This window comes from Novosphingobium mangrovi (genome assembly GCF_022818885.1).
GTDB lineage: Bacteria > Pseudomonadota > Alphaproteobacteria > Sphingomonadales > Sphingomonadaceae > Novosphingobium > Novosphingobium mangrovi.
Genome location: NZ_JALHAT010000006.1, coordinates 157043 through 180750, shown reverse-complemented (window position 1 = coordinate 180750; position 23708 = coordinate 157043). Strand labels below are relative to the sequence as shown.

The following is a 23708-nucleotide window of genomic DNA, read 5'->3' as shown; positions in this document are numbered from 1 at the left end:
AGGTGCGGCAGACAGTTCGGGGGTCAAGGGGTAATAACCCCTTGAATCACTATTTCCTTTTTCTCCCTTATACTTCTCGCCCGAGCAATCCTAAGCCTCCCCCCGGGAAAGCTCCGCAAGTAGTAGGCGGCCGCGGCCTGTGGTATTCTCTTTCGGGCCGGTCCAACGAGTCCGGCGCTGTCGCTCAAGAACAGGGAGATCAGGATGACGATTGAAAGGATAATCGAAAGCCGCCACGACATTGTAACTTGCCCTGCCTCGGCCACGGTGCGTGAGGCGGCGGGGCTTCTTGCCGAGCGCCGCATCGGCGCGATGCCGGTGATGGACGGCGATTCCATCGCAGGCATCTTTTCCGAGCGCGACGTACTCTACCGCTTGCGCGAATTTGGCGCAGAGCTCCTCGACAAGCCCGTGCGCGAGGTGATGACCGCGCCCGCCGTCACCGTCGATCCCACAACCTCGGCGATGACCGCGCTGGCGATGATGACCAAGCGCCGCATCCGGCACCTGCCGGTGGTCGAAGGGGGGCGCATGGTCGGCTTCGTCTCGATCGGCGACATCGTGAAGTACCGGATAGACAAGGTGGAGGGCGAGGCGGCGGCGCTGCGCGACTACATCCAGATGGCCTGATCCCTCCCTTGCAGGGCTCCTGGGGGCAGGGGCCCCGACACGATCCGGGAATCGCATAAGATTCCCGGACCTTGCCCGCAACCTCGCGCAGCGAACTTGTCGGCGCGGCCGCGCAGGCCTACATTGGGGGCATGGAAAACACCGCAATCACTCTCAGCCCGTCCGCCGCCGCCCGTGTCGCCACGATCGCGCAGAAGCAGGACAAGCCCGCGATCCTGCGGCTTTCGGTCGAGGGTGGGGGCTGCTCGGGCTTCCAGTACAAGTTCGGCCTGGCCGAAATTCCCGACAGCGACGACTGCGTGGTTGAGACCGATGGTGTGCGTCTGGTCGTCGATCCGGTCAGCCTCGACCTCGTCAGCGGCTGCGTGGTCGACTACGTCGAATCGCTCGGCGGCGCGGCCTTCCGGGTCGAGAATCCGATGGCTGCGGCGGGCTGCGGCTGCGGCTCCAGCTTCAGCATCTGATCCCCGGACTCCGGTTCGAAAGAGCGTGCGCGCCGTGCGCGTGCGCATAGCGGCGGACAAGCGCGCCGCGCAGGCCAAAAGGCACGGCGCGGGCCTTGACGTGCGCCCCTCCTCCTGCCGAGAAGGCGGGCCATGAAAATCGCCAGCTTCAACATCAACGGCGTCAAGGCACGCCTGCCCCGTCTGCTCGAATGGCTCGCCGAGACGCGGCCCGCCGTCGCCTGCCTGCAGGAGATCAAGTCGCAGGACGAGGGCTTCCCGGTCGCCGAGTTCGAGAAGCTGGGCTACAAGGGCATCTGGCATGGCCAGAAGAGCTTCAATGGCGTTGCCATCCTGGCCGACGGCGAAATGCCGGTCGAAGTCCAGCGCGGTCTGGAAGGCGAGCCCGAGGATGACCACTCGCGCTATATCGAGGCGGATGTCTTCGGTATCCGCGTGGCCGGCATCTACCTGCCCAACGGCAATCCCGTTCCCGGCCCCAAGTTCGACTACAAATTGCGCTGGATGAAGCGTCTGCGCGACCGCATGGCGCAGATCCGCGCCGAGGAAGTCCCCGCCATCGTCACCGGTGACTTCAACGTCATCCCCTTCGACCGCGACATCTGGTCCCCCCCTGCGATGGCGAGCGACGCGCTGATGCAGCCGGAATCGCGCGATGCCTACTTCCGCCTGCTCGGCGATGGCTGGACCGACGCGATCGCGACGCACAATCCGCAAGGCGGCGTGTGGACCTACTGGGACTACCAGGCAGGTGCCTGGCCGCGCGACCACGGCTTTCGCATCGACCACGCGCTGCTCTCGCCCGAACTGGCCGACCGGCTGGTCGCCTGCGGCGTCGACAAGGCGCACCGTGGCCGCGAAAAGGCCAGCGACCATGCTCCTGTCTGGGTGGAGTTGCGCGACGCGTAAGAGCGTCTGCGCCGGACACGCGAAGGCCGGGAAGCGCATAGGGGCGCTCCCCGGCCTTTCTCAGCCTTGCAGAAGGGCTCAGCGGTAGAAGATGTGGTTGTCGACGCGCGCGAGGCGCGCGTGACGCCAGCGCGGCGAGATACGGGCGGCATGAAAGAACAGCGCGCCCTTGGCCGGATTGTCCCAACCATCGGCTGCGGCAATGCGGGCAACCGCAACGGCGCGCTTCCAGGCAGCCGAACGCTCGGGGATACGGGGCAGGCGGCCACGGCGCACGAACGAGAACTGCGAACGCTGCAGCACGACCGAGCAGTAGCTGTCGGGGAAGCGGTCGGAGTTCGCACGGTTGATGACCACGCGGCCCACGGCCAGCTGGCCTTCGAGCGACTCGCCACGCGCCTCGAAATAGATCGCACCGGCCAGACAACGCATGTTGCGGCTCAGCTTGGCGGGCGCATCCTGCATGGCCACGAGCTGGGCCAGCGTCTCGGCGGTGTCATCGCCCGCAACGTCGGCGTCGCCGCTCTCGGGGAGCGCCTGGACCACCGGCTCGGCCACGAAAGCGACGTCGCTGGGATCGGAAGAGGGAAGGGCAGAGGCGTCCTCGGCCTCCACCACGGGGTTCTGATCGAGTGCCGGGACCGGTTCATGATCGGACGCGGCTGCACCCGAACCCTGGGTGCTTACGACAGCAGTGACAACTGATGCGGCCAGCGCCACCGCGCTCGCCCACTCAAGCTTCGTACCCATTAAGACAAAATCTAATGCGGTGAACGGTCCGACACAGGTTGGAACGAAGGGGCACTGTGTGCCGTTACATCTTCGCTCGGACCTGCCGACGATTCCCCGTCTGCGTGCTAGCCGGGTGTGCCGAAATGCCACCAGACCGCGTTCGCCTTTGCGGGGCGCCCTTTAGCTTGCAAGGCTTGCAAGTCAACCCGAAAAGCTACTCAGCTTCGATGAAACGCACCCCATCGGCGATGTCCAGTTCCACGATCCAGAGGTCCGGATCCTGCTGTCCGCGGCGCTCCAGAAAATCGGAAAATTCCCAAGGATTTTCAGGATCTTGTGTACGCGACAAGGTCCATTTCCGGGTCCCGTCAAGCTGAGGCATGCGCTCATAAGCCCTTGAATCGCGGCCTCTTTCGACAAGCACGATCATGAGCGTTCCGGCGTCGCGCTCGCCCTTGCTCAATACCATGCCGAAGCCCCCTTCCGACTCGACTCGGCGGATCAGGGCGGAGACTTCCATGTGGGCCGGGAGACGCGCATCCATGCGATTCAGTCCTCCCAGGCGGTGTGGTAGCCGGGGAGGCCCGAGAGCGCGATGCGCGAGCGCATGAAGGTGCCGCTGCCCCGGCCGACCTCATCGCCGGCCTCGTCGATCAGACGCGATTCCGCCACGAACACCCGGCGCCGGCCACTGATCCAGGTGCCCTCGGCCACCAGACGGCCGCCCGTGACCGGCTTGGTCAGGTGCAAATTGAAGGCGGTCGTCAGCAGAAACCGATCCGAGACCAGCGTATTGGCCGCGTAGAAGGCGGCATCGTCGAGCATCTTGAAATAGATCGTGCCATGCGCCGCGCCCCCTGCGTGGAAGACCTCGGGGCTGACATCGAAGTGGATACGCGCCCGGCCCTCGCCCGGGATCTCGAGGCGCGAGGCGAAGGTCTGGTTGATGGCTGCCGAGGCGTAGAGGTTTTCCAGCCCGCGCCAGTGAAGATTGGCACCCGGGGAATTGCCGCTGGCCCCGGCATCGGGGCCACGCTCAGGCGGCATCGCGGTCGAGGACGTTGCTGAGAAGGGCGTAGATGGCCTCGGGACCGGTCGCCTCGACCAGCGTCGCATGCATGCGTTCATCGCGCATCATGCGCGAGATCGCGGCCAAGGCATGAAGGTGCGTGGCGCCTGCGCCCAGCGGCGAGAGCAGACCGAAGACGAGATCGACCGGAAGACCATCGGCCGATTGAAACTCGGCCGGGGATTCCAGCCGGATGAAGGCCGCAACGGGGCGCTTGAGGCCCTCCACGCGGGCGTGCGGGATCGCGATGCGGCGCCCGAACCCGGTGCTGCCCAGCTGCTCGCGTTCCAAGAGAGCGCCCAGGACATGCGCTTCGTCGAGTTCATAGACCTCGGCAAAGAGCCCCGCGAGATGTTTGAGAATGGCGTCCTTGCCCTCCACGTCGATCGACGTGACCGCGGCCGGAAGCAAAGTGAAAAGACTGGTCATTGCAGATAAGATCGAGGTCGTGTGACCACTCTTCCGTCCCGTTTATGCACGATCAGCCCCCGAATGCTCGGGGGCTGCCGAATTTCCGCGAAGAGGAAATTGCGGGCTCGCGCTGTGCGTCAGGCCGGCTCAACCCACCCGATCGAGCCGTCGCCGCGGCGGTAAACCATATTATGACGGCCCGTGCCAGCGTTTTTGAAGAAGAGCGCCGTGGTGTTGCGCAAGTCCAGCATCATCACCGCATCCGACACCGTCGCCTCGGGAATGTCGACCCGGGTCTCGGCAATCACGACGGGGGCATCGGTGTCGATATCCTCGTCCTGCTCGGTCGCGGACTCCTCGAAGATGGTGTAGGCCGCTTCCTCGACAATCGAACCGTCGGCCATGGCCATCGCGTGCGCGGCCTGCTCGGAGCGGTCCTTGAGGCGGCGCTTGTAGCGGCGCAGCTGCTTGTCGATCTTCTCGGCCGCCTGGTCGAGCGCGACGTGCGCGTCGTGGGCGATGCCGGTGCCCTTGAGCACGAGATTCTGCATGGCGTGCATGACGATGTCGCAGCGGAACGCTCCGGCCGGGGCACGCCCGAAAGTCACCTGTGACGATATGGCCCTGTTGAAGTACTTTTCGATGATCGCCGTCAGCCGTTCGTTGGCGTGGATCTGCAGGGCCTCGCCGGTTTCGACTTGATGACCGGAGACACGGATATCCATGGGCGAATACTCCTCTTTTCTATCGTTATCAGGCACCCCAAAGCGGGGTATCGACCGACTTCAGAAACTCCGCGTGCGCGGAAAGTTCCTCATCGGTGGCCGCGTGGGGACGCGGCTGTCGGAAGGGGCGATCCTTTCGTGTGAGGACCTTGGTTTCCGACACGATCTCAGTTGTTTGTGCGACCAGTTCGAGACCTATCTGGCGGCCGCCCCGCAGCTCCACATAGACCTGCGCCAACAATTCGGCGTCTAGGAGAGCGCCGTGCTTGGTGCGATGACTTCGATCAATTCCATACCGCGAGCACAGCGCATCGAGCGAAAGTTTCGCGCCCGGGTGCTTGGCCTTGGCCAGCACGATGGTGTCGACCATGCGATCAAGATCGATCGCACGGTGCCCGGCCATCGCCAGCTCGGCGTTGATGAAGTTGAAGTCGAAGGTCGCGTTGTGGGCGACCATCGGGCTGTCCTGGACGAAGTCGAGGAATTCCTGCGCGCACTCGGCAAAGAGCGGTTTGTCGGCAAGGAAGGCTTCGGACAGGCCGTGGACCGCTTCGGCCTCGGCGGGCATCGAGCGCTGGGGGTTGAAATAGGCGTGGTAGGAATTGCCCGTCTCGACCCGGTTGATCATCTCGACGCAGCCGATCTCGACCATGCGGTCCCCGTTCTTGGGGTCAAAGCCGGTGGTCTCGGTATCGAAGATAATCTCGCGCATCCTATCTCATATCTGCCTCACAGGGCCCGGGCGCAAGGTCTGAACAGCGATTATTCTGCACCACCGAGCGCCGTGACGAGGGCGTGCACTTGCGCGCGCGTTTCCTCCAGGCTGGTTCCGGTATCGATCACGTGATCGGCGCGCGCACGTTTCTCCGCGTCAGGCACCTGAAGTTTCAGAATCCTCTCGAACTTTTCTTCACTCATCCCCGGCCGGGCCAGCACGCGTTCGCGCTGGACATCAGCCGGAGCGGACACGACCGCAACCGCGTCCACGTCCCGGTATCCGCCCTTTTCGTAAAGGAGGGGTATATCGAAGACCACGAAAGGGCACTCGGCGTTGGCCGCGACGAACGCCTCACGCCGAGTCGCAACGGCGGGATGAACGATCGCCTCGAGTCGCGCGAGCGCCTCGGTGTCGCCGAACACCGCCGCGCCCAGCGCCGCACGGTCGACCCCGTCCGGCCCGGTCGTGCCCGGAAAAGCGGACTCGATGGCGCCCAGCAAGTCCCCGCCCGGGCCCTGCAGGGCATGGACCTCGGCGTCCGCATCGAAGACCGGAACGCCTTCGTCGCGGAACATGCCCGCCACGGTCGACTTGCCCATGCCGATCGATCCGGTCAGGCCCAGGAAGCGGGGTCGTGCCATGGCAATGTCCTCTCCTTGTGGCGGCGCCAAAGTGTCAGGCCAGAATCCGCGCGCGCAGTTCCTCGTCGTCCTCGCGCGGGGGCTTGGCGCCAAAGAAGCGTTCGAAGGCGACGTCCGCCTGGCCGATGAGCATCGAGAGCCCATCGACGGTGGCAAAGCCAGCCTCCTGCGCCGCCTTCAGGAAGTCGGTCTCGAGCGGGCTGGTGACGATGTCGTAGACCACCGAAGCGGGCGGTGCGTGGCTGAAATCGAAGGCGAGCGGAGGCTGTCCGGTCATGCCCAGCGGGCTGGCGTTGACGATAAGATCGAAGCAGCCCTGCCGGTCGTCAAAGGCAAAGTCGGTAGGATCGGCGAAATGGTCGAGCGCGATGGCGTGGTGCTCCCCCTCGGGGTCGAGCTCGTCGAGCATCGCGCGCGCCTTTGTCGGATTGCGTCCGGCCAGCACGATGGTGAAGTGCTCGCGCGCCAGTGCGGCAACGATGGCCCGCGCCGCACCGCCGGTCCCCAGCACGCGCGCCATGCGAAAGAGGTGAGTCTTGTCGAGCGTGGCGCGCAGCGGTTCAAGGAAGCCCGGCGCATCGGTGTTGGTGCCCGTCAGCGTACCGTCGTCCTCGCGCACGATGGTGTTCACCGCGCCAATCGCCTCGGCAATCGGTTCCAGTCGGTCGAGCAGCGGCATGACCGCCAGCTTGTGCGGCATGGTGACGTTGCAGCCGCGCCAGAGCGGATCGGTCCGCCGACGCGCAAGGTAGTCCTCCAGGTCCTCAAGGCGGACATGGCAATGGTCATAGCGCGCCGAAAGCCCAAGCTTCTCGATCCAGAAGCCGTGAATCACAGGCGACTTGGACTGCGCAATCGGATCGCCGATCACTTCGGCGTAGGGCAATGCGCCTGCCTCCTCGTTCGTCGTGCTCATCGCGCCAGGACTCCCATGCTGCGCAGCGCCGCCTGCACCTTGAGCAGCGGCATGCCCAGAATCGTGAAATAGTCGCCCGCGATCTCCTCGAAGATCTGCACACCGCGCCCCTCGATGCGAAACACGCCGACACACCCGGCCACCTCAGGCCACTCGGCCGCCAGGTACGCCTCGATGAAGGCCTCGGAGAGGGGGGCGACATGAAGACGCGCCTCGGCGGCTTCGGACCAGAGCACCTCGCCCCCGCGGGCGAGTGCGGCCGCGCTGTGAAGGTGCATCACCTTGCCCGAGAAGAAGCGCAGATGGGCGGCCGCCGCCTCGCGGTCGGCCGGCTTGTCGAAGCGCATGTCGCCGCACACCACGAGTGAATCGCTCCCCAGCACCAGTTCGCCCGGGTTCGCCTGCGAAACGGCGAGTGCCTTCTCGCGCGCCAGCGCCAGCGCGATCTCGGGGGCAGGGGCCTCGCCAAGTGACGCTTCGAGCGCCCGCTCGTCGATATCGGCGGGCTGGGCGGTGAAGGCGATGTCGGCCGCCTCGAGCATGGCGCGCCGCGAGGCGCTCTTAGATGCAAACAGGATCATGGGTGTTTTCGCAAAGAGTTGAGTCCGGGATAGCAACGCCAGGGTCAGATCGGCTTCGGGCCGACCTGGCCGGTCCGTCCGGCCGCCTTGCGCTCGTTGTGCAGGTTGATGACCGCGGCCGCCGTCTCCTCGATCGAACGGCGGGTGACATCGATCACCGGCCAGGAATTGTCCGCGAACATACGCCGGGCATATTTCACTTCGCTTTCGACCTTCTCGCTCTGGACGTAATCGGTGTCGGGCGACTGGCTGAGCGAGAGAAGGCGGTTGCGGCGCACCTGGATCAGGCGCTCGGGCGCGGTCGTCAGGCCCACCACCAGCGGACGCTTCAGGCCATAGAGCGAGGGGGGAGGGGGGCTCTCGGGCACGATGGGAATGTTCGCCACCTTGAAGCCGCGGTTGGCAAGGTAGATCGAGGTCGGCGTCTTGCTCGTGCGCGAGACGCCCGCGAGCACGATGTCGGCCTCCTCCCAGTCCTCCCAGGCAATGCCGTCGTCGTGCGCGATGGTGAACTGAATCGCGTCCACGCGCGCGAAGTAGGCGTCATCGAGGCGGTGCTGGCGGCCCGGACGGCCCTTGGCTTCCTGGCCCAGCAGCGCCTCGAGCGCGTCGGTCACCCCGTCGAGCACGGCAATCGCGGGCAGGCCCAGCTTCTGGCAGGTCTCTTCCAGGCGGCTGCGCGTGTTCTCGTTGACGAGAGTATAGAAGACGAGCCCGGGGTTTGTGGAAATCTCCCCCATGATCCGGTCGAGGTGCTGCTGCGAACGGACCATCGGCCAGAAGTGCCGCAGCACTTCGGTATCGTCGAACTGCGCGAGCGCCGCCTTGGCGATCATCTCGAGCGTTTCGCCCGTGGAATCCGAAAGAAGATGAAGGTGAAAACGCGCCATGACGGCCAGGCAAGGTCCTTTGCGGGGCACTTCGGGAGCCGGGGCCCCGTGGGACAGCCCTGTGGATAGAGGGGCCATAAACCACGGGATAGCTTCGGTGACAACTCGCGAGGCACTTATCCTCCCCAGTGCCCCGGATTCGCTCCTCCACTTCTGGACAGGCTCCGGGAATCTTCCACACCCTGTGGATAGGGCGGATAATGAATCTTTGACTCCCGAGTCAGGAAGAGTCGTTCGGACTCATTCGCCCTGTTCATCCGGGGACAATTCGGGCATTGCCCGCCAATCCCCGATATCCACAGGGCCAACAGACTCCATCAACCTTTTATAAAAATTCTAAATTTTTTTGTTCGGAACGGAAAAGAACGCGATGCCTGGTCTCCTTCTCGACACTCTGCGCGGCTCGAACACCGAGGAACGCCCGATCTGGCTGATGCGCCAGGCCGGCCGCTATCTCCCGGAATACCGCGAATTGCGCGCCGAAAAGGGCGGCTTCCTGGCGCTGGTCTATGACACCGATGCCGCCGCCGAGATCACGATGCAGCCGATCCGCCGTTTCGGGTTCGATGGCGCCATCCTGTTTTCCGACATCCTGATCGTCCCTTTCGCGATGGGGCAGGATCTCACCTTCGTGGCAGGTGAAGGTCCCAGGCTTTCTCCACGCCTTGTGGATAGTGCTCTGAGCGCACTGGAAGCGGTCCCTGAGCGTCTGACACCTATCTACGACACGGTGCGCAAGGTGCGGGCCCAGCTTGAGCCTTCCAAGACCATGCTCGGCTTCGCCGGGTCTCCCTGGACTGTCGCAACGTACATGGTTGCAGGACAGGGCAGCCGGGATCAGGCAGAGACACGCGCGCTGGCCTATCGCGATCCCGAGGGCTTTCAGGCTATCGTGGAGGGTATAACCGAGGTCACCGTCGACTATCTCACAGGGCAGATCGAGGCCGGAGCCGAAGCGATCCAGCTTTTTGACTCCTGGTCGGGGACTCTGTCCCCCTCACAGTTCGAACGTTGGGTCATCGCGCCCAATGCGCGGATCGTGAAGGAATTGCGCGCCCGCCATCCCGAGACTCCCATCATCGGCTTTCCCAAGGGCGCGGGCGAGAAGCTGCCCGCCTATGCCCGCGAGAGCGGCGTCGACGCGGTTGGCGTGGATGAAACCATCGACCCGGTCTGGGCCGCGCGCGAACTGCCTGCCGGAATGCCGGTGCAGGGCAATTTCGATCCCCTCCTCGTGCTGGCGGGCGGCGACGAACTGGAATCGGAGGCCCGCCGCGTTCTGGACGCCTTCGCGGACCGTCCTCATGTCTTCAATCTCGGACATGGAATCGGCCAGCACACCCCGATCGCGCACGTCGAGCGCCTTCTTTCCACCGTCCGGGCCTGGCGCCGCACCTGACCTTTTCAGGCGCACGTCGAGCCCCTAGATAGCCGCCAACAGGGCACACGCTTTCAAGAGGGACGATTAAGGCTCATGGAGCAGATCTTGCAGACCACCTACCTCTGGCTGAAGGCCGGCCACATCATCTTCGTGATCTTCTGGATGGCCGGATTGTTCATGCTGCCGCGCTATTTCGTCTACCATCAGGAGGCCGAAGCCGGCTCGCCCGAGGAGGCGCGCTGGATCGATCGCGAGGCCAAACTGCGCAAGATCATCCTGACCCCTTCGCTCATCGCCGTGTGGGTCTTCGGGATCGCGCTGGCGACGGCCATGCACTACTGGTCCATGCCCTGGCTGCACGCCAAGCTGCTCTTCGTGGTGGCGCTCTCGGCCTACCATGGCTGGCTGGTGAGCTATGGCAAGAAGCTGGCGAAGGGGCAGCGCGGTATGAGCGGCAAGGCCCTGCGCATGCTGAACGAGGTCCCAAGCCTCGTGGCGGTCGTGGTGGTGATCCTGGTGGTCGTCAAACCCTTCTGAGACAAGCCTGCACACCGAAAAAGGCCCGGCGCGAAAGCTTCGGGCCTTTTTTCATGCCAGTTTTCGATTCACCGCAGGGGAGTCCGGACTGGACCCGCATGAAGGCTGCGCGAGTCCATGACTCATTGACCACAGGCCCGCAAAAGCCTATTTGCAGGCGCGTCCCGGCACAGGGCGGCGCCTTTAGCTCGCCTGCCCGGATCCGCTTTCCCCAAGCCCAATGATCCGCCCGGCCGACACTTTCTCTCTTTCCATTCGGAAACCACCAAGATGCACCTGAAAGAACTCAAGAAGAAGACGCCGGCCGAACTGGTCGCCATGGCCGAGGAAATGGGCGTCGAAGGCGCTTCCACGATGCGCCGCCAGGATCTCATGTTCGGGATTCTCAAGGAAGTCGCCGAGGACGGCGAAGAAATCATGGGCCTTGGCACCATCGAAGTGCTGCCCGACGGATTCGGCTTCCTGCGCAGCCCCGAGGCGAACTATCTCGCCGGGCCCGACGACATCTATGTCTCGCCCAACCAGGTCCGCAAGTGGGGCCTGCGCACGGGCGACACCGTTGAAGGCGAAATCCGCGCGCCCAAGGACGGTGAGCGCTACTTCGCGATCACCAAGCTGACCAAGGTCAACTTCGATGATCCGGACGTCGTGCGCCACCGCGTCAACTTCGACAACCTGACCCCGCTCTATCCCGAACAGCGCCTGCAGCTCGACACCCTCGACCCCACGGTCAAGGACAAGTCGGCGCGCGTGATCGATCTCATCAGCCCGCAGGGCAAGGGCCAGCGCGCGCTGATCGTCGCGCCGCCGCGTACGGGTAAGACCGTGCTGCTGCAGAACATGGCCAAGGCCATCACCGACAACCACCCCGAGGTGTTCCTGCTCGTCCTACTGGTCGACGAACGCCCCGAGGAAGTCACCGACATGCAGCGCTCGGTGAACGGCGAAGTGATCTCCTCGACCTTCGACGAACCGGCTCAGCGCCACGTACAAGTTGCTGAAATGGTTATCGAAAAGGCAAAGCGCCTGGTTGAGCACAAGCGCGACGTGGTCATCCTCCTGGACTCGATCACGCGTCTGGGCCGCGCCTACAACACCGTTGTTCCCAGCTCCGGCAAGGTGCTCACCGGCGGTGTCGATGCCAACGCGCTGCAGCGTCCCAAGCGCTTCTTCGGCGCTGCGCGCAACATCGAGGAGGGCGGTTCGCTCTCGATCATCGCGACCGCGCTCATCGACACCGGCAGCCGCATGGACGAGGTCATCTTCGAAGAGTTCAAGGGCACCGGCAACTCGGAAATCGTCCTGGATCGCAAGGTCGCCGACAAGCGCATCTTCCCCGCACTCGACGTGGGCAAGTCGGGCACCCGCAAGGAAGAACTGCTGGTTCCCAAGGACCAGCTCTCCAAGATGTGGCTGCTGCGCCGTATCCTCATGCAGATGGGCACGGTCGATGCGATGGAATTCCTGCTCGACAAGATGAAGGATTCCAAGACCAACGAGGACTTCTTCGCCACGATGAACCAGTAAAACGGGTAACGGGGGCTTTCTTACGTGACTATCCTAGATGCCCTGGTCGCGTCCGGCTCGATTGGCGGGCCGGCCGAGATCTGGCAGCATATCGTGGCGGACTTCGCCAACATCACCGAGCCGGCGGCCCTCGCGGCCTTCGGCCAGGTGCTGATGATCGACCTCCTCCTGGCCGGTGACAACGCGATTGTCGTAGGCGCGCTGGCCGCGGGGCTTCCGGCTGCGGATCGCAAGAAGGTCATCCTGATCGGCATCGGCGCGGCCCTTGTCCTGCGTATCGTCTTCGCGCTCGCGGTGACCTGGCTGCTGGGGGTTGTCGGACTGATCTTTGCTGGCGGTCTGCTGCTTCTCTGGGTGGCCTGGAAGTTCTGGCGTGAACTGCGTGAGGACGCAGGCCAGTCGACCGGTTCGCCGGAGATCGAGGGCGACCAGCATTCCGGCCTGAAGTCCGCCAGGAGCTTTGCAGGGGCCGCCTGGGCCGTTGCAGTGGCCGACGTCTCGATGAGCCTCGACAACGTGCTCGCCGTGGCAGGCGCCGCGCGCGAGCATCCGGGCATCCTGATTGTCGGCCTGCTGCTCTCGGTCGTGCTGATGGGGGTCGCTGCGAACTTCATCGCTCGCTACATCGAGCGCTACCGCTGGATTGCCTATATCGGGCTTGCGGTCATCCTCTACGTGGCCTGCAAGATGATCTACGAGGGCTGGATCGATCCGCAGTTGGGGATCGTCTCGCTGGTCTGACCAAAAGGCCCGGAAGGCATGAACCTTCCGGGCCTTTTTTGTTTGTGGAGACGAAGAACGATTCAAGGGGCCATCGCCCCTTGACCTCAAAACTGTCTACCTCACCTCCCGCGCGCTATCTTGGCTGAGAAAGGTGAGCCAGACAGTATGGGGAGCCCGAGGGCTATGGCCCTCGGAACCTCTACTTCTTGGTCTCAGGGAATCAGCACTGTCGAACCGGTCGTCGCCCGACTCTCAAGCGCCCGGTGCGCATCGGCCGCATCTTCAAGCGCGAAGGTCTGGCCAATCTTCACGTCGAGAACACCACTGGCGATACGGTCAAACAGCTTGGCCGCGCTGGCGTCACGCGCTTCGGGCGTGGCGATGTAGTGGGCGAGGGTAGGGCGCGTGGCGTAGAGGGACCCTCCGCCGCCGTTCATCAGGTCGAGCATGGCGACGGGTGGGACGGCGCCTGAGGCGTTGCCGAAGCTCACCATGAGGCCGCGGCTGCGCAGGCAAGCGAGCGAGGCCTCCCAGCTTGCCGCTCCCACGCCGTCGTAGACCACATCGCACATCTTGCCGTCCGTGATCTCGCGGACCTGCTTTGCGAGCGTGGCGAAATCGCCATGGAGGGAGTGGCCATCGGGTACAGGGACCTGCGCGGCCTTCTCCGCGCTGCCGCAGTGCGTGATGACGGTGACGCCCTTGTCGGTCAGCCAGGGCACAAGCAGCGACCCCACGCCGCCCGCAGCGGCATGGACGAGGGCGATGTCGCCCGCCTTGGCAGGGAAGGTGTCCTCGGCGAGATAGCAGGCGGTCAGACCCTTGAGCAGGACAGCAGCAGCGATCTTGGGGTCGACCGAGGAGGGCACGCGGATGGCCTTGTCGGCGGGCACGATGCGGTGCGTGGCATAGGCCCCACCGTTGCTCGTCAGGCCCACGCGCTCGCCAAGGGCGAAGCCTTCGACACCGTCTCCCATGGCGATGACCGTGCCCACGCTTTCCGATCCGAGCACGATCGGCAGGGCATCGGGGTAGAGGCCCTTGCGAAAGTAGGTGTCGATGAAATTGAGGCCGACGGCTTCGGTCTCGATCAGCAGTTCGCCTGGACCGGGGGAGGGGACCTCGAATGTTTCACGTGAAACCTTTTCGGGGCCGCCGTGCTCGGCGACGATCATGCGGTATCCGGTAGTCATGGCAAATCCTGTGGTCAGGGGTGAATGGAAGCCGCAAGGCTGGAGACACGGCGGAACGTGTGCGCGGCCGAAACCTTCCATGCGTGAGCGTAGTGGGTGCTGTCGGGATCGTCGAGAAGCTGGCCGGGGGCGACGAAGTTGTAGACCTCGTCAAGTGGCCCGGCCTTGGCGCTGTCGATGCGCTGGTACATGTCATGTTGGGTGAGCTGCCAGGGACTGCGATATCCCATGGCAACGACGATCTCGCGCAGCGAACGCAGAGTCTCCTTCTGGAAACGGGCGACGCGCTCGGCCTTGTCGTCAACGACGAGGCCGCGCTGGCGCCAGTCGACTTGCGTGGCAACGCCTGTGGGGCATTCGCCCGTGTGGCACTTCATCGACTGCACGCACCCCAGCGCGAACATGAAGGGGCGGGCGGCGTTGCACCAGTCCGCTCCGAGGGCAAAGGCGCGGGCCATGCCGGCCCCGGAGTGAATCTTGCCCGAGGCGGCAAGACGGACCCGGTCCTTGAGGTTGGTGCCGACAAGGGCGTTGCGCATCAGCATGAGGCCTTCGCGCAGGGGCATTCCGACGTTGTCGGTCAATTCCTGCGGGGCCGCACCCGTCCCGCCTTCGGCGCCGTCAACGACAATGAAGTCGGGCGTGATACCGGTCTCCAGCATGGCCTTGACCAGCGCCATCACTTCGTGGGGCTGGCCCACGCAGAGTTTAAATCCGGTGGGCTTCCCTCCGGACAGGCTGCGCAGCTGTGCGACGAATTCCAGAAGCTCGATTGGCGTCGAAAAGGCGGGATGCGCGGCCGGGGAAATGCAGTCCTCCCCGACGTCCACGTGGCGGGCCTCGGCAATCTCGGGCGTGACTTTCGCGCCAGGCAAGACGCCGCCATGCCCGGGCTTGGCCCCCTGGCTCAGCTTGATCTCGACCATCTTCACCTGGTCGTCACTGGCTTGCTGGGCAAACAGTTCGGGATTGAACGATCCGTCCTTGTTGCGGCAGCCGAAGTAGCCGCTGCCCAGTTCCCAGATAAGATCGCCGCCGTGCTTGCGGTGGTAGCGGCTGATCGAGCCTTCGCCCGTATCGTGGGCGAAGCCTCCGATGGCCGCGCCCTTGTTGAGAGATTCGATGGCGTTGGCCGACAGCGAACCGAAACTCATCGCCGAGATGTTGAGAAGTGCGCTCGAATAGGGCTTGGCGCATTCCTCGCCGCCGACACGCACGTGCCAGCTTTCGGGCGCGTCCTCATTGGGTGTGATCGAGTGACCGAGCCACTCGTACTCGTCCGAGTAGACGTCGAGTTCGGTGCCCATGGGATGCGTCGATACGGCGCCCTTGGCGCGGGCATAAACGAGCCCGCGCTGGTCGATGGTGAAGGGACGACCCTCGCGCTCGCTCTCCACGATGTAGGCGCGCAGAAACGGGCGCAGGTCTTCGAAGAGCCAGCGCATGCGTGCCACGAGCGGGTAATTGCGGCGCAGGGCGTGGCGGTTCTGGAAGAAATCCAGAAGCGTCACGCCCAGAACCGGAAGGAGGATAACGAGCAGCCAGCGCAGCGAGGGGAGGGCTGCGCAGGTCAGGGTCAAGGCCAGGACGGCGAGAGGGACGAGGTAGCGCGGACCCGTCAGAGCCTTCACCCGATGTGCTCCACGATGAAAGCCTCGGTACGGCTATCGGCAAGCTGGGCACCCGCTTCGTTACGGCGCGAACCCATCTCGGCGGCAAATCCGTGGTCGAGGCCCTCGTAGTCGTAAAGCGTAACCTTGGGATGGTCGTCGAGACCCTCGTGCATGGCCTTCTGGACTTCGGGCGGATTGAATCCGTCTGCGGTCGGAATGTGCAGCAGGAGGGCGTTGGAGATGGCGTGCTTCTCGTTCAGCATCTCGTCGATACCCACGCCATAATAGCCGACGGAGGCGTCGATGTCGGTGCGCGCGGCGGCCTGGTAGGCGATCTTGCCCCCCATGCAGAAGCCGACGAGCGCGACCTTGGGCACACCGGCCTCGTTGCGGATCCAGTGAATCACGGCTTCGATGTCGCGGATGCCGGCGTCGAAATCGTGCCCTCCCATGAGGTCGAGCGCCTTCTTGAATTCGGGCTCCTTGTCGGCGTCGAGTTCAACACCCGGCTCCTGGCGCCAGAAGCTGTCCGGCGCCACGGCCAGATAGCCCTTCGCGGCCCACTGGTCGGCCTTCTGGACGATCCCCGGGTTCACGCCGAAGATCTCCTGCTGGACGATGATGGCGCCGCGCGGCGTACCTTCCGGACGGGCGACGTAGGCCGGAATCGCGGCGGTGCCGTCCAGGGTGGGAATCATGGTGTTGGTGGCCATGGGCATGTCTCCTTGGTGTGCGGCGCCTTATGGCGTCATGCTGCGGGCGCCGCGCACCGGCGTCCCCCTTGCAGGTAGGTACGGGCAATGGACTTTGCCATGCGTATGTGTCAGCCTTCATTCGACAAAAAACGAGATCAGGAGAGCCTCATGAAGGTCAATGTCGAGGTCGAATGTTCACCTGAGGAGGCGCGGCGCTTTCTTGGTCTCCCGGATGTGACCCGTGCGAACGAGGTTTACGTCGAGGCCGTGACCAATGCGATGAAGGGGGCTGGCAGTTTCGACCAGCTCCAGGAACTGACCAAGCAGATGGCGCCGATGGGGCAAATGGGCCTCAAGCTCTTTCAGCAGTTCCTCGAAAGCGGCATGTCCATGGCCATGAGCGGGGCCGCGCAGGGGATGGGCGAGAAACCCAAATCGGAGTAAGGGCGCCGCTCACGTTCCTGTCCGGCGACGCTGTCCGCCTTCCGCTTGAGTGAACACGAGCCCATGTCCGATACTATCTTTGCCCTTTCGAGCGGCGCACCTCCGGCCGCACTTGCTGTCATTCGCATTAGTGGGAAGGAGGCCGGGGCAGCGCTGACAGCTCTCGCAGGGGGGCTTCCGGAGCCGCGCCGGGCCAGCCTTCGCACCTTGCGTGTTTCACGTGAAACAGTGCTCGATCAGGCCTTGGTCTTGTGGTTCCCTGGACCGGCGACGGCGACCGGCGAAGATCTTGCCGAGTTGCACTTGCATGGCGGGCGGGCTGTCGTCCGGGCTGTAGAGGCCGCACTTGCGGATCTGGCCCAGTCGGGGGAGGGCACGCCTGCCCTTTCCATCCGTCCGGCCGAACCGGGCGAGTTTACACGGCGCGCGTTTGCCAATGGCCGGATCGATCTGGCCGAAGCTGAAGGCCTTGCCGATCTCCTTTCCGCCGAGACCGAGCTGCAGCGCCGCGCGGCCATCGCAATGGCGGGCGGCGCCTTGTCCCAGCAGGTCCACGCATGGCGTGATCGGGTCCTGGGCGCTTCGGCGGGTGTGGAGGCGGTACTCGACTTCAGCGACGAAGACGATGTGGCCGTGTTGCCCGCATCGTTCTACACCGACTTGGCAAGTCTCGCCGAGGAGCTCGAGACCTGGCTGTCCCGGCCACGGGCCGAAGCCTTGCGCGAAGGCCTGCGCATCGTACTGGCCGGACCTCCCAACGCGGGCAAGAGCACACTCTTCAATGCTCTTGTGGAAGATGAAGCCGCGATCACGGCGCCGCTCGCGGGCACAACGCGTGACGTTCTGATCCGCGCCGTGGCGCTGGACGGCGTTCCTTTTGCCTTCATCGACACGGCCGGTCTGCGGGACGGCACGGAGGATGCGATCGAGGCTATTGGCGTGGACCGTGCGCGTGGCGAACTGGAGCGGGCTGACCTCGTCCTCTGGCTGGGGCCGGAAGGGGCAGGGCCTGAGCTCGCCTGGGAGATCGACGCCCAGATCGACCGGGAAGGGCATGAAGCCAAGGCCCTGGCTCGCCACCGTATCTCGGCCATGACGGGGGAGGGGCTTGATGACTTGCGCCGTGATCTCGTTGCGCATGGGCGCTCTTGCCTTCCCCGACCGGGGGAACTCGCATTGAACCGACGACAGGGGGAGTTGCTATCACAGGCCCTGACTGGGCTTCGTGGAGCTGGTGCGCAGTCGGATCTTCTCATCCTCGCCGAGGAACTGCGCACAGCGCGGGTCGCGTTCGATTCCTTGATCGGACGGGCGACGACTGAGGACATGTTGGATGCACTCTTCGGACGTTTCTGCATCGGGAAGTAATCAGCGGTGGGTTTCAGGGGGCAGTCTCACCATTGGCTCTGTCCGCATGTTTCACGTGAAACACCACGCGCAATGCAATGGGAGCTTTGACGGGGCAGAGACGGTGGAGTAAGCGCGTTCTCATGCATTCCTTTGATGTCATCGTGATCGGTGGCGGCCATGCCGGTTGTGAAGCCGCGGCCGTGGCAGCGCGCATGGGCGCGCGCGTGGCGCTCGTCAGTTTCGATCTCGACGCGGTCGGGGCCATGAGTTGCAACCCGGCCATTGGAGGGCTCGGCAAGGGCCACCTTGTGCGCGAAGTCGACGCGTTTGATGGCTTGATCGGACGTGCCGCCGATGCCGCTGCAATCCACTATCGTATGCTCAACCGTTCGAAGGGCAGTGCGGTACAGGGCCCGCGTATTCAGGCCGACCGACGCCTGTTCAAGGCGGCGATCCATCGCCTCCTCAAGGAGCAGGGCGACCTCACTCTGGTCGCGGGCGAGGCCGCCGAACTGGTCCTTGCGCAGGGAAGGGTGACCGGCATTCGTCTTGCCGACGGGACCCAGCTGGACGCGCCCGCCACGATCCTGTGCACCGGCACCTTTCTTGGCGGGACCCTGTTCCGCGGCGAGGAGCGACTGGTCGGTGGCCGGATCGGCGAAGCTTCGGCCCAGAAGCTGGCGCAGCAGATGCGCGGTGCCAACCTGCCGATGGCCCGGCTCAAGACAGGCACCCCGCCGCGTCTCGATGGCCGCACCATCGACTGGGGGCGCCTGGAGGAACAGGCTTCCGATGCCGACGGGTGGACGATGTCGGCTCTTGGCCACCGGACCGTTCCGCAGGTCTTCTGCGCCATCACGCGCACCAACCCGCAGACTCACGATATCATCCGCGCCAACCTCGATCGTTCGCCCCTGTTCTCAGGTGCCATCGGTGCCCAGGGGCCGCGCTATTGCCCATCCATCGAAGACAAGATTCACCGGTTCGCTGATCGCGACGGACACCAGGTCTTCCTCGAACCGGAGGGGCTCTCGACCCATCTGGTCTATCCCAACGGTGTCAGCACCTCGCTGCCGACCGATGTCCAGCTGGCCATGATGCGCAGCATGGAAGGGCTGGAGACGGTCGAGATGGTCGTGCCGGGCTACGCGGTCGAATACGATCACATCGATCCGCGCGCGCTACGCCCGAGCCTGGAGCTGCGCGAAATGCCCGGACTCTATTGCGCAGGCCAGATCAACGGGACGACGGGCTACGAAGAGGCTGCGGCGCAGGGACTCGTCGCTGGCATGCATGCCGCCGCCGCTATCCTGGAGCGTACGCCGGCACCGCTCGACAGGGCCAACAGTTACATGGCGGTGATGATCGATGATCTCACTCTGCATGGTGTCAGCGAGCCCTACCGCATGCTGACCGCGCGTGCAGAGTATCGATTGCGTCTGCGCGCGAACAACGCCAGCACACGCCTGACCCCGTTGGCGCTTGGCGTTGGGGCGGTCGGCGAGGAGCGGGCGACCTGGTTCGCACAGCGTGAAGAAGCCCGCGCGGATCTGGAGAGGGGCCTCGATCAGTCCGTCCCTGCCAGCGAACTTGCGCAAGCGGGCATGTCGGTGCGCATGGATCTGGGACGTCTGCCCTTGCGCGAATGGTTGCGGTTTGACGGAATCGATCTGGAGCGACTTGCTCCGTGGCTGGAAAGGGTAGGGGCACCATCGCCGCTTGCCGATGCCGCTCTGGCCGAGGAAGTCGTCGAGGATGCGGCCTACGCGCCCTATCTCGAACGCCAGGAACGCGAGCTGAAAGACCTACGCGCGAGTGAAGCGCTGCCCCTTGGCGATGATTTTCCCTACGATCAGATTCCCGGTCTCTCCCGCGAAATGGTCGAGCGTCTGACCAAGGCGCGCCCGGCGACGCTGGCGGCTGCGGGCCGTATCCCGGGCATCACCCCGGCGGCGCTTGCCGCTGTTCTTGTTCGCGCGCGTCGGGAGGTATCGGCCGCATGATTACCACAGAAGTCGAGGCGCGTGCCTGGCTTGAAGCGCTGCCCGAATTCGATGCTGAGGCGGCGGAGCGGCTTGAATGCCTCGTGTCCATGCTGGCCGAGGAAAACCAGCGCCAGAACCTGGTTTCAGCCGCGAGTCTGGAGCAGGTGTGGCTGAGGCATATTGTCGACTCGGCCCAGCTGTTGACCCATGTTCCACGTGAAACACGCGGTCCCTGGTTCGATCTTGGTACAGGGGCGGGCTTCCCGGGCCTCGCCATTGCGGCGCTGCGGCCGGACTGTGAAGTGGTCATGGTCGAATCGCGCGCGCGGCGAATCGAGTGGCTGGAACGCGCGCGTGTGGCGATGGGGCTGGATAAGGCGCGCGTAGCCGGGCAACGTCTCGAACAGGTCGAATCGCGCGACGCCGCGGTGATCTCGGCCCGCGCCTTTGCGCCCTTGCAGAAGCTTTTGGAGTTATCCGCGCGATTTTCCACAAGTGACACCCTGTGGGTGTTGCCCAAGGGGCGCTCGGCACAGCAAGAATTGGACGACCTTCGCAAGTGGCGGCACGTGTTCCACGTGGAACAGTCCCTGACGGACCCGCAGGCAGGCATTATTGTCGGAACGCTGTCCGGCAGGAAGGGAAAGACCACGTGATCCGTATTGCTATCGCCAACCAGAAGGGCGGCGTCGGGAAGACAACCACGGCCATCAACGTTGCAACCGCCCTTGCAGCCACGGGGTGGAAGACCCTTCTGGTCGACCTCGATCCGCAGGGAAATGCCTCCACGGGCATCGGCGTCTATCCCGCCGATCGCGAATTTTCGTCCTACGATGTTCTTGTCGACAAGCGTCCGCTTGCCGAGTGCGTGGTGCCCAGCTCGATCCCAGGTCTCGACCTCCTCGCTGCGACTGTGGATCTCTCGGGGGCCGAAGTGGAACTGGTCAACGCCGATGACCGCGCGCACCGTCTGCGCGCCGCGCTGCGTGATGATAGCGGATACGATGTCTGCCTGATTGATTGCCCGCCCTCGCTCGGCTTGCTGACGCTCAACGCACTGACCGCAGCCGACAAGCTGCTGGTGCCGCTGCAGTGCGAGTTCTTTGCTCTCGAAGGCCTCAGTCAGCTGCTCACGACCGTCGAGCGTGTCCAGCAGCGTTTCAACCCCGATCTGGGTATCATCGGCATCGTCCTGACCATGTTCGATCGTCGCAACCGCCTCACGGACCAGGTGTCAGACGACGTGCGCTCCTGCCTTGGCCCCCTGATCTTCGACACCAACATCCCGCGCAACGTGCGCTTGTCCGAGGCGCCGAGCCACGGGGTTCCGGCGTTGATCTACGACCACTCCTGCGCGGGCAGCCGGGCCTATATGGCGCTGGCCCGTGAACTGATTACGCGGCTCCCCGAAGCGAGGAAGGCAGCATGAGCGACGACACCGCCCCCCGTAGCACTCCGGCAATGACGCGCCAGAAGTCGCGCGGCCTTGGTCGTGGACTTGGAGCCCTTCTGGGTGAGAGTCGCCGTGAGGAGCCGGTCGCTACGTCCGGGGCAGGGGAAGCGTCGTCGTCGGCATCCGGTGCAGTCCCTGCGGATACGGTCCGGGGGCTTGGCCTGCGCTCGCTGACGATTGCCGAGATCAAGCCCGACCCGCTGCAGCCACGCCGTCATTTCGACGAAGAAGCGCTCGACGAGCTGGCAGCCTCTATCGCCCAGCGCGGTGTCATCCAGCCCATCATCGTGCGCCCCACTGACACGGGCGCATTCCAGCTGGTGGCGGGCGAGCGTCGTTGGCGTGCCGCACAGAAAGCCCAGCTTCATGAGATTCCGGCATTGGTCCGTGATCTTTCCGACCGCGAGGTCATGGCGCTGGCGCTCATCGAGAACCTCCAGCGAGAGGATCTCAACCCCATCGAAGAGGCGCGCGCCTACCAGCGCCTGTCCGAATCCGAGGGGATGACGCAGGCCGAGATCGCGCGCCTGGTCGACAAGAGCCGCAGCCACGTGGCCAACTTCCAGCGTCTGCTTTCGCTGCCTGACGAAGTGGTCAGGCTCGTCGAGAAGGGCGATCTGTCGATGGGCCATGCGCGCGCGCTGATCGGCTGCGAGGATGCTGAAGATATCGCGGGGCAGGCCGTCTCGGCGCAGATGTCGGTGCGCGACGTTGAAAAGCTCGTACGCAAGAAGATGCGCGGTGAGACCGCTCCGGCGCCGCGCCGTGCCGCCCGTCCGGCGCGCGATCCTGCACAGGATGCCGATATCGTTGCCGTGCAGGACCACCTTGAGGAATTCCTGGGCCTTCCGGTCAAGATTCAGTCGGATGAGGATCCGCGTTCGGGCACGGTGACGATCAAGTATGCGACGCTCGACCAGCTTGATCTCGTATGCCAGCGCCTGACCGGCGGGGCGATTTGAACAAAGTGATTCCGAGGACGGTTGCCCTCGGTCTCCCCGACCCGTCGAGCTCACCTTCCACGCGCCCACGAGGCTGAGGGAGGTGACGTCGCCCATTTTGGGGTCAAGGGGCAATGGCCCCTTGAAACATTACTTCCTTATTTCAGGGAATGCTCTGCACGACCTCTTCGGAGGTGAAGCTCGGGCCCACTGCGACCGTATAGTCCGCGCCGTAGTGGCTTGCCTCGTAGCCGGGCGCTGTGAAGCCGGGCCCAGCCTGGATTTGCGAGGGTGCGGTGTGCGTGCGCGTGTAGCGCTCATAGTAGGCATCGAGATAGGCCTGGCACTCGTCCGGTGCGTCGGTGCCGGGCCGGATTCCAGCCTTGGCGTCGCGTAGAGCGACCTTCTGGTAGCAATCGACAAGCCAGGCGTCCCGGGCGACCGGATCGAAGCCACCGTAGCGTACCACCTCCCGGGCGTTAGCGGATGTCATGGACAGAGTCAGAAGCAGCGCCGCGCAGGCAAGGTGAGGGCAGGACAGGCGCATCGCAGGGTCTCCTTCGCAAGGGCATCGCCGGGAATTCTCCCGAATGTCTGCCCTTGCGAATTAGCACCGAGGTCCTGGGCGGACTATCGTGCGCCTGTGCCTGTCCCGAAACGGCGCAGGCCTGAAGGCGTCAGCCGATGGCCTTGGCCGCGATCTCGGCAAGGCGGGCAAACCCCTTGGCATCTTCCTCGTCGAAGCGTTCGGGAAGGGGGCTGTCGAGGTCGATGACCGCGATCACCTTGCCATTGACCACGACGGGCACAACCAGCTCGGAGCGGCTGTCGGCGTCGCAGGCGATGTGGCCGGGGAACGCGTGGACGTCGGGCACGAGCTGAGTCTCACCGGTCCGCGCCGCCGCGCCGCACACGCCGGAACTCAGCGGAATGCGGATGCAGGCGGGTTTGCCGATGAAGGGGCCGAGCACGAGCTCATCCTCGACCATGCGGTAGAAACCCGACCAGTTGAGATCGGGCACAAACTGCCAGATGAGCGCGGCTAGGTTCGCCATGTTGGCAACAGCGTCGCGCTCGCCTTCGACCAGGGCCTGGGCGGCGCGGGCGAGTTCTTCGTAGAGTTCGGGCTTGGGGGCGTCGGTAAGGGGGGCAAAATCGTACATGGCCCTCAGGTAGCGCA

The 23708-nt window shown here is 64.5% G+C and carries 28 protein-coding genes; 13 read left to right on the top strand and 15 right to left on the bottom strand.

Annotation, left to right across the window (positions count from 1 at the left end; genetic code table 11):
• The first annotated feature begins 204 nt into the window (after positions 1-204).
• From MTR65_RS06850 to xth, 3 genes are all read left to right on the top strand, one after another.
• Positions 205-630 carry a CBS domain-containing protein gene (locus MTR65_RS06850; protein WP_243798441.1) on the top strand — a complete coding sequence of 142 codons (426 nt, stop codon included), beginning with the start codon at positions 205-207 and terminating at the stop codon, positions 628-630.
• Between the two features lie 131 nt (positions 631-761).
• On the top strand, positions 762-1094 hold the full coding sequence (gene erpA / locus MTR65_RS06845) for an iron-sulfur cluster insertion protein ErpA (protein WP_243798478.1): 333 nt from the start codon (positions 762-764) through the stop codon (positions 1092-1094).
• Positions 1095-1226: 132 nt separating this feature from the next.
• Positions 1227-2003 (top strand): exodeoxyribonuclease III, encoded by a 777-nt coding sequence (gene xth, locus MTR65_RS06840; protein WP_243798439.1) that lies wholly within the window; start codon positions 1227-1229, stop codon positions 2001-2003.
• A 78-nt stretch (positions 2004-2081) separates the two neighbouring features.
• On the opposite strand, the gene MTR65_RS06835 is transcribed toward xth, so the two are convergent.
• The 10 genes from MTR65_RS06835 to MTR65_RS06790 form a co-directional block, all read right to left on the bottom strand.
• Positions 2082-2753 (bottom strand): cell wall hydrolase, encoded by a 672-nt coding sequence (locus MTR65_RS06835; protein ID WP_243798436.1) that lies wholly within the window; start codon positions 2751-2753, stop codon positions 2082-2084.
• A 196-nt stretch (positions 2754-2949) separates the two neighbouring features.
• The gene (locus MTR65_RS06830) at positions 2950-3279 is read right to left on the bottom strand and encodes a DUF1491 family protein (RefSeq protein WP_243798434.1); all 330 of its coding nucleotides are present in this window, start codon (positions 3277-3279) and stop codon (positions 2950-2952) included.
• A 5-nt stretch (positions 3280-3284) separates the two neighbouring features.
• Positions 3285-3782, bottom strand: a complete 498-nt coding sequence (locus tag MTR65_RS06825) for a PaaI family thioesterase (protein WP_243798432.1) — start codon at positions 3780-3782, stop codon at positions 3285-3287.
• Positions 3772-4233, bottom strand: coding sequence for a PTS sugar transporter subunit IIA (locus MTR65_RS06820; RefSeq protein ID WP_039389891.1), 462 nt, complete (start codon positions 4231-4233; stop codon positions 3772-3774). The genes MTR65_RS06825 and MTR65_RS06820 overlap by 11 nt, the downstream gene beginning before the upstream one ends.
• Positions 4234-4352: 119 nt before the next feature.
• Positions 4353-4940, bottom strand: coding sequence for a ribosome hibernation-promoting factor, HPF/YfiA family (gene hpf, locus MTR65_RS06815; RefSeq protein WP_243798430.1), 588 nt, complete (start codon positions 4938-4940; stop codon positions 4353-4355).
• A 28-nt stretch (positions 4941-4968) separates the two neighbouring features.
• Positions 4969-5652, bottom strand: coding sequence for a DNA polymerase III subunit epsilon (gene dnaQ, locus MTR65_RS06810; RefSeq protein ID WP_213499924.1), 684 nt, complete (start codon positions 5650-5652; stop codon positions 4969-4971).
• 50 nt (positions 5653-5702) lie between these two features.
• Positions 5703-6299 carry a dephospho-CoA kinase gene (coaE, locus tag MTR65_RS06805; RefSeq protein WP_243798427.1) on the bottom strand — a complete coding sequence of 199 codons (597 nt, stop codon included), beginning with the start codon at positions 6297-6299 and terminating at the stop codon, positions 5703-5705.
• Positions 6300-6333: 34 nt separating this feature from the next.
• Positions 6334-7215: a shikimate dehydrogenase gene (aroE, locus tag MTR65_RS06800; protein WP_243798425.1), complete on the bottom strand. Its 882-nt coding sequence runs from the start codon at positions 7213-7215 to the stop codon at positions 6334-6336.
• Positions 7212-7796: a Maf family protein gene (locus tag MTR65_RS06795; RefSeq protein ID WP_243798423.1), complete on the bottom strand. Its 585-nt coding sequence runs from the start codon at positions 7794-7796 to the stop codon at positions 7212-7214. The genes aroE and MTR65_RS06795 overlap by 4 nt, the downstream gene beginning before the upstream one ends.
• A 44-nt stretch (positions 7797-7840) precedes the next feature.
• Positions 7841-8686 (bottom strand): pyruvate, water dikinase regulatory protein, encoded by an 846-nt coding sequence (locus tag MTR65_RS06790; RefSeq protein WP_039389899.1) that lies wholly within the window; start codon positions 8684-8686, stop codon positions 7841-7843.
• Positions 8687-9056: 370 nt separating this feature from the next.
• Here MTR65_RS06790 and hemE point away from each other — a divergent pair, with 370 nt between their 5' ends.
• From hemE to MTR65_RS06770, 4 genes are all read left to right on the top strand, one after another.
• Positions 9057-10085 (top strand): uroporphyrinogen decarboxylase, encoded by a 1029-nt coding sequence (hemE, locus tag MTR65_RS06785; RefSeq protein WP_243798420.1) that lies wholly within the window; start codon positions 9057-9059, stop codon positions 10083-10085.
• A gap of 75 nt (positions 10086-10160) precedes the next feature.
• Positions 10161-10604, top strand: coding sequence for a CopD family protein (locus MTR65_RS06780; RefSeq protein ID WP_039389904.1), 444 nt, complete (start codon positions 10161-10163; stop codon positions 10602-10604).
• Positions 10605-10874: 270 nt separating this feature from the next.
• The gene (gene rho, locus MTR65_RS06775; RefSeq protein WP_243798418.1) at positions 10875-12131 is read left to right on the top strand and encodes a transcription termination factor Rho; all 1257 of its coding nucleotides are present in this window, start codon (positions 10875-10877) and stop codon (positions 12129-12131) included.
• 30 nt (positions 12132-12161) lie between these two features.
• A complete protein-coding gene (locus tag MTR65_RS06770) occupies positions 12162-12872 on the top strand; it encodes a YjbE family putative metal transport protein (protein WP_226638245.1) in 711 nt (236 codons plus the stop codon).
• A gap of 194 nt (positions 12873-13066) precedes the next feature.
• Here the strand turns inward: MTR65_RS06770 and MTR65_RS06765 are convergent, their stop codons facing one another.
• From MTR65_RS06765 to MTR65_RS06755, 3 genes are all read right to left on the bottom strand, one after another.
• Positions 13067-14047 carry a quinone oxidoreductase family protein gene (locus MTR65_RS06765; protein ID WP_243798415.1) on the bottom strand — a complete coding sequence of 327 codons (981 nt, stop codon included), beginning with the start codon at positions 14045-14047 and terminating at the stop codon, positions 13067-13069.
• Between the two features lie 14 nt (positions 14048-14061).
• Entirely contained in the window at positions 14062-15492 is a 1431-nt protein-coding gene (locus MTR65_RS06760; protein ID WP_419145034.1) for an FMN-binding glutamate synthase family protein, read from the bottom strand.
• 182 nt (positions 15493-15674) lie between these two features.
• Positions 15675-16373, bottom strand: coding sequence for a dienelactone hydrolase family protein (locus MTR65_RS06755; protein WP_243798413.1), 699 nt, complete (start codon positions 16371-16373; stop codon positions 15675-15677).
• A gap of 150 nt (positions 16374-16523) precedes the next feature.
• Here MTR65_RS06755 and MTR65_RS06750 point away from each other — a divergent pair, with 150 nt between their 5' ends.
• The 6 genes from MTR65_RS06750 (at position 16524) to MTR65_RS06725 (ending at position 22549) form a co-directional block, all read left to right on the top strand.
• Positions 16524-16799, top strand: a complete 276-nt coding sequence (locus tag MTR65_RS06750) for a DUF6489 family protein (RefSeq protein WP_039389915.1) — start codon at positions 16524-16526, stop codon at positions 16797-16799.
• Between the two features lie 63 nt (positions 16800-16862).
• On the top strand, positions 16863-18167 hold the full coding sequence (gene mnmE / locus MTR65_RS06745) for a tRNA uridine-5-carboxymethylaminomethyl(34) synthesis GTPase MnmE (RefSeq protein ID WP_243798410.1): 1305 nt from the start codon (positions 16863-16865) through the stop codon (positions 18165-18167).
• Positions 18168-18289: 122 nt separating this feature from the next.
• Positions 18290-20152, top strand: a complete 1863-nt coding sequence (mnmG, locus tag MTR65_RS06740; protein WP_243798407.1) for a tRNA uridine-5-carboxymethylaminomethyl(34) synthesis enzyme MnmG — start codon at positions 18290-18292, stop codon at positions 20150-20152.
• Complete coding sequence (gene rsmG / locus MTR65_RS06735; protein ID WP_243798404.1) at positions 20149-20790, top strand: 16S rRNA (guanine(527)-N(7))-methyltransferase RsmG; 642 nt, start codon at positions 20149-20151, stop codon at positions 20788-20790. The genes mnmG and rsmG overlap by 4 nt, the downstream gene beginning before the upstream one ends.
• Positions 20787-21563 carry a ParA family protein gene (locus tag MTR65_RS06730; protein WP_039389922.1) on the top strand — a complete coding sequence of 259 codons (777 nt, stop codon included), beginning with the start codon at positions 20787-20789 and terminating at the stop codon, positions 21561-21563. The genes rsmG and MTR65_RS06730 overlap by 4 nt, the downstream gene beginning before the upstream one ends.
• A complete protein-coding gene (locus MTR65_RS06725) occupies positions 21560-22549 on the top strand; it encodes a ParB/RepB/Spo0J family partition protein (RefSeq protein ID WP_243798402.1) in 990 nt (329 codons plus the stop codon). The genes MTR65_RS06730 and MTR65_RS06725 overlap by 4 nt, the downstream gene beginning before the upstream one ends.
• 142 nt (positions 22550-22691) lie before the next feature.
• On the opposite strand, the gene MTR65_RS06720 is transcribed toward MTR65_RS06725, so the two are convergent.
• Positions 22692-23021: a hypothetical protein gene (locus MTR65_RS06720; RefSeq protein WP_243798400.1), complete on the bottom strand. Its 330-nt coding sequence runs from the start codon at positions 23019-23021 to the stop codon at positions 22692-22694.
• A 184-nt stretch (positions 23022-23205) separates the two neighbouring features.
• Positions 23206-23691, bottom strand: a complete 486-nt coding sequence (locus MTR65_RS06715; RefSeq protein WP_243798471.1) for a GAF domain-containing protein — start codon at positions 23689-23691, stop codon at positions 23206-23208.
• Between the last annotated feature and the right edge of the window lie 17 nt (positions 23692-23708).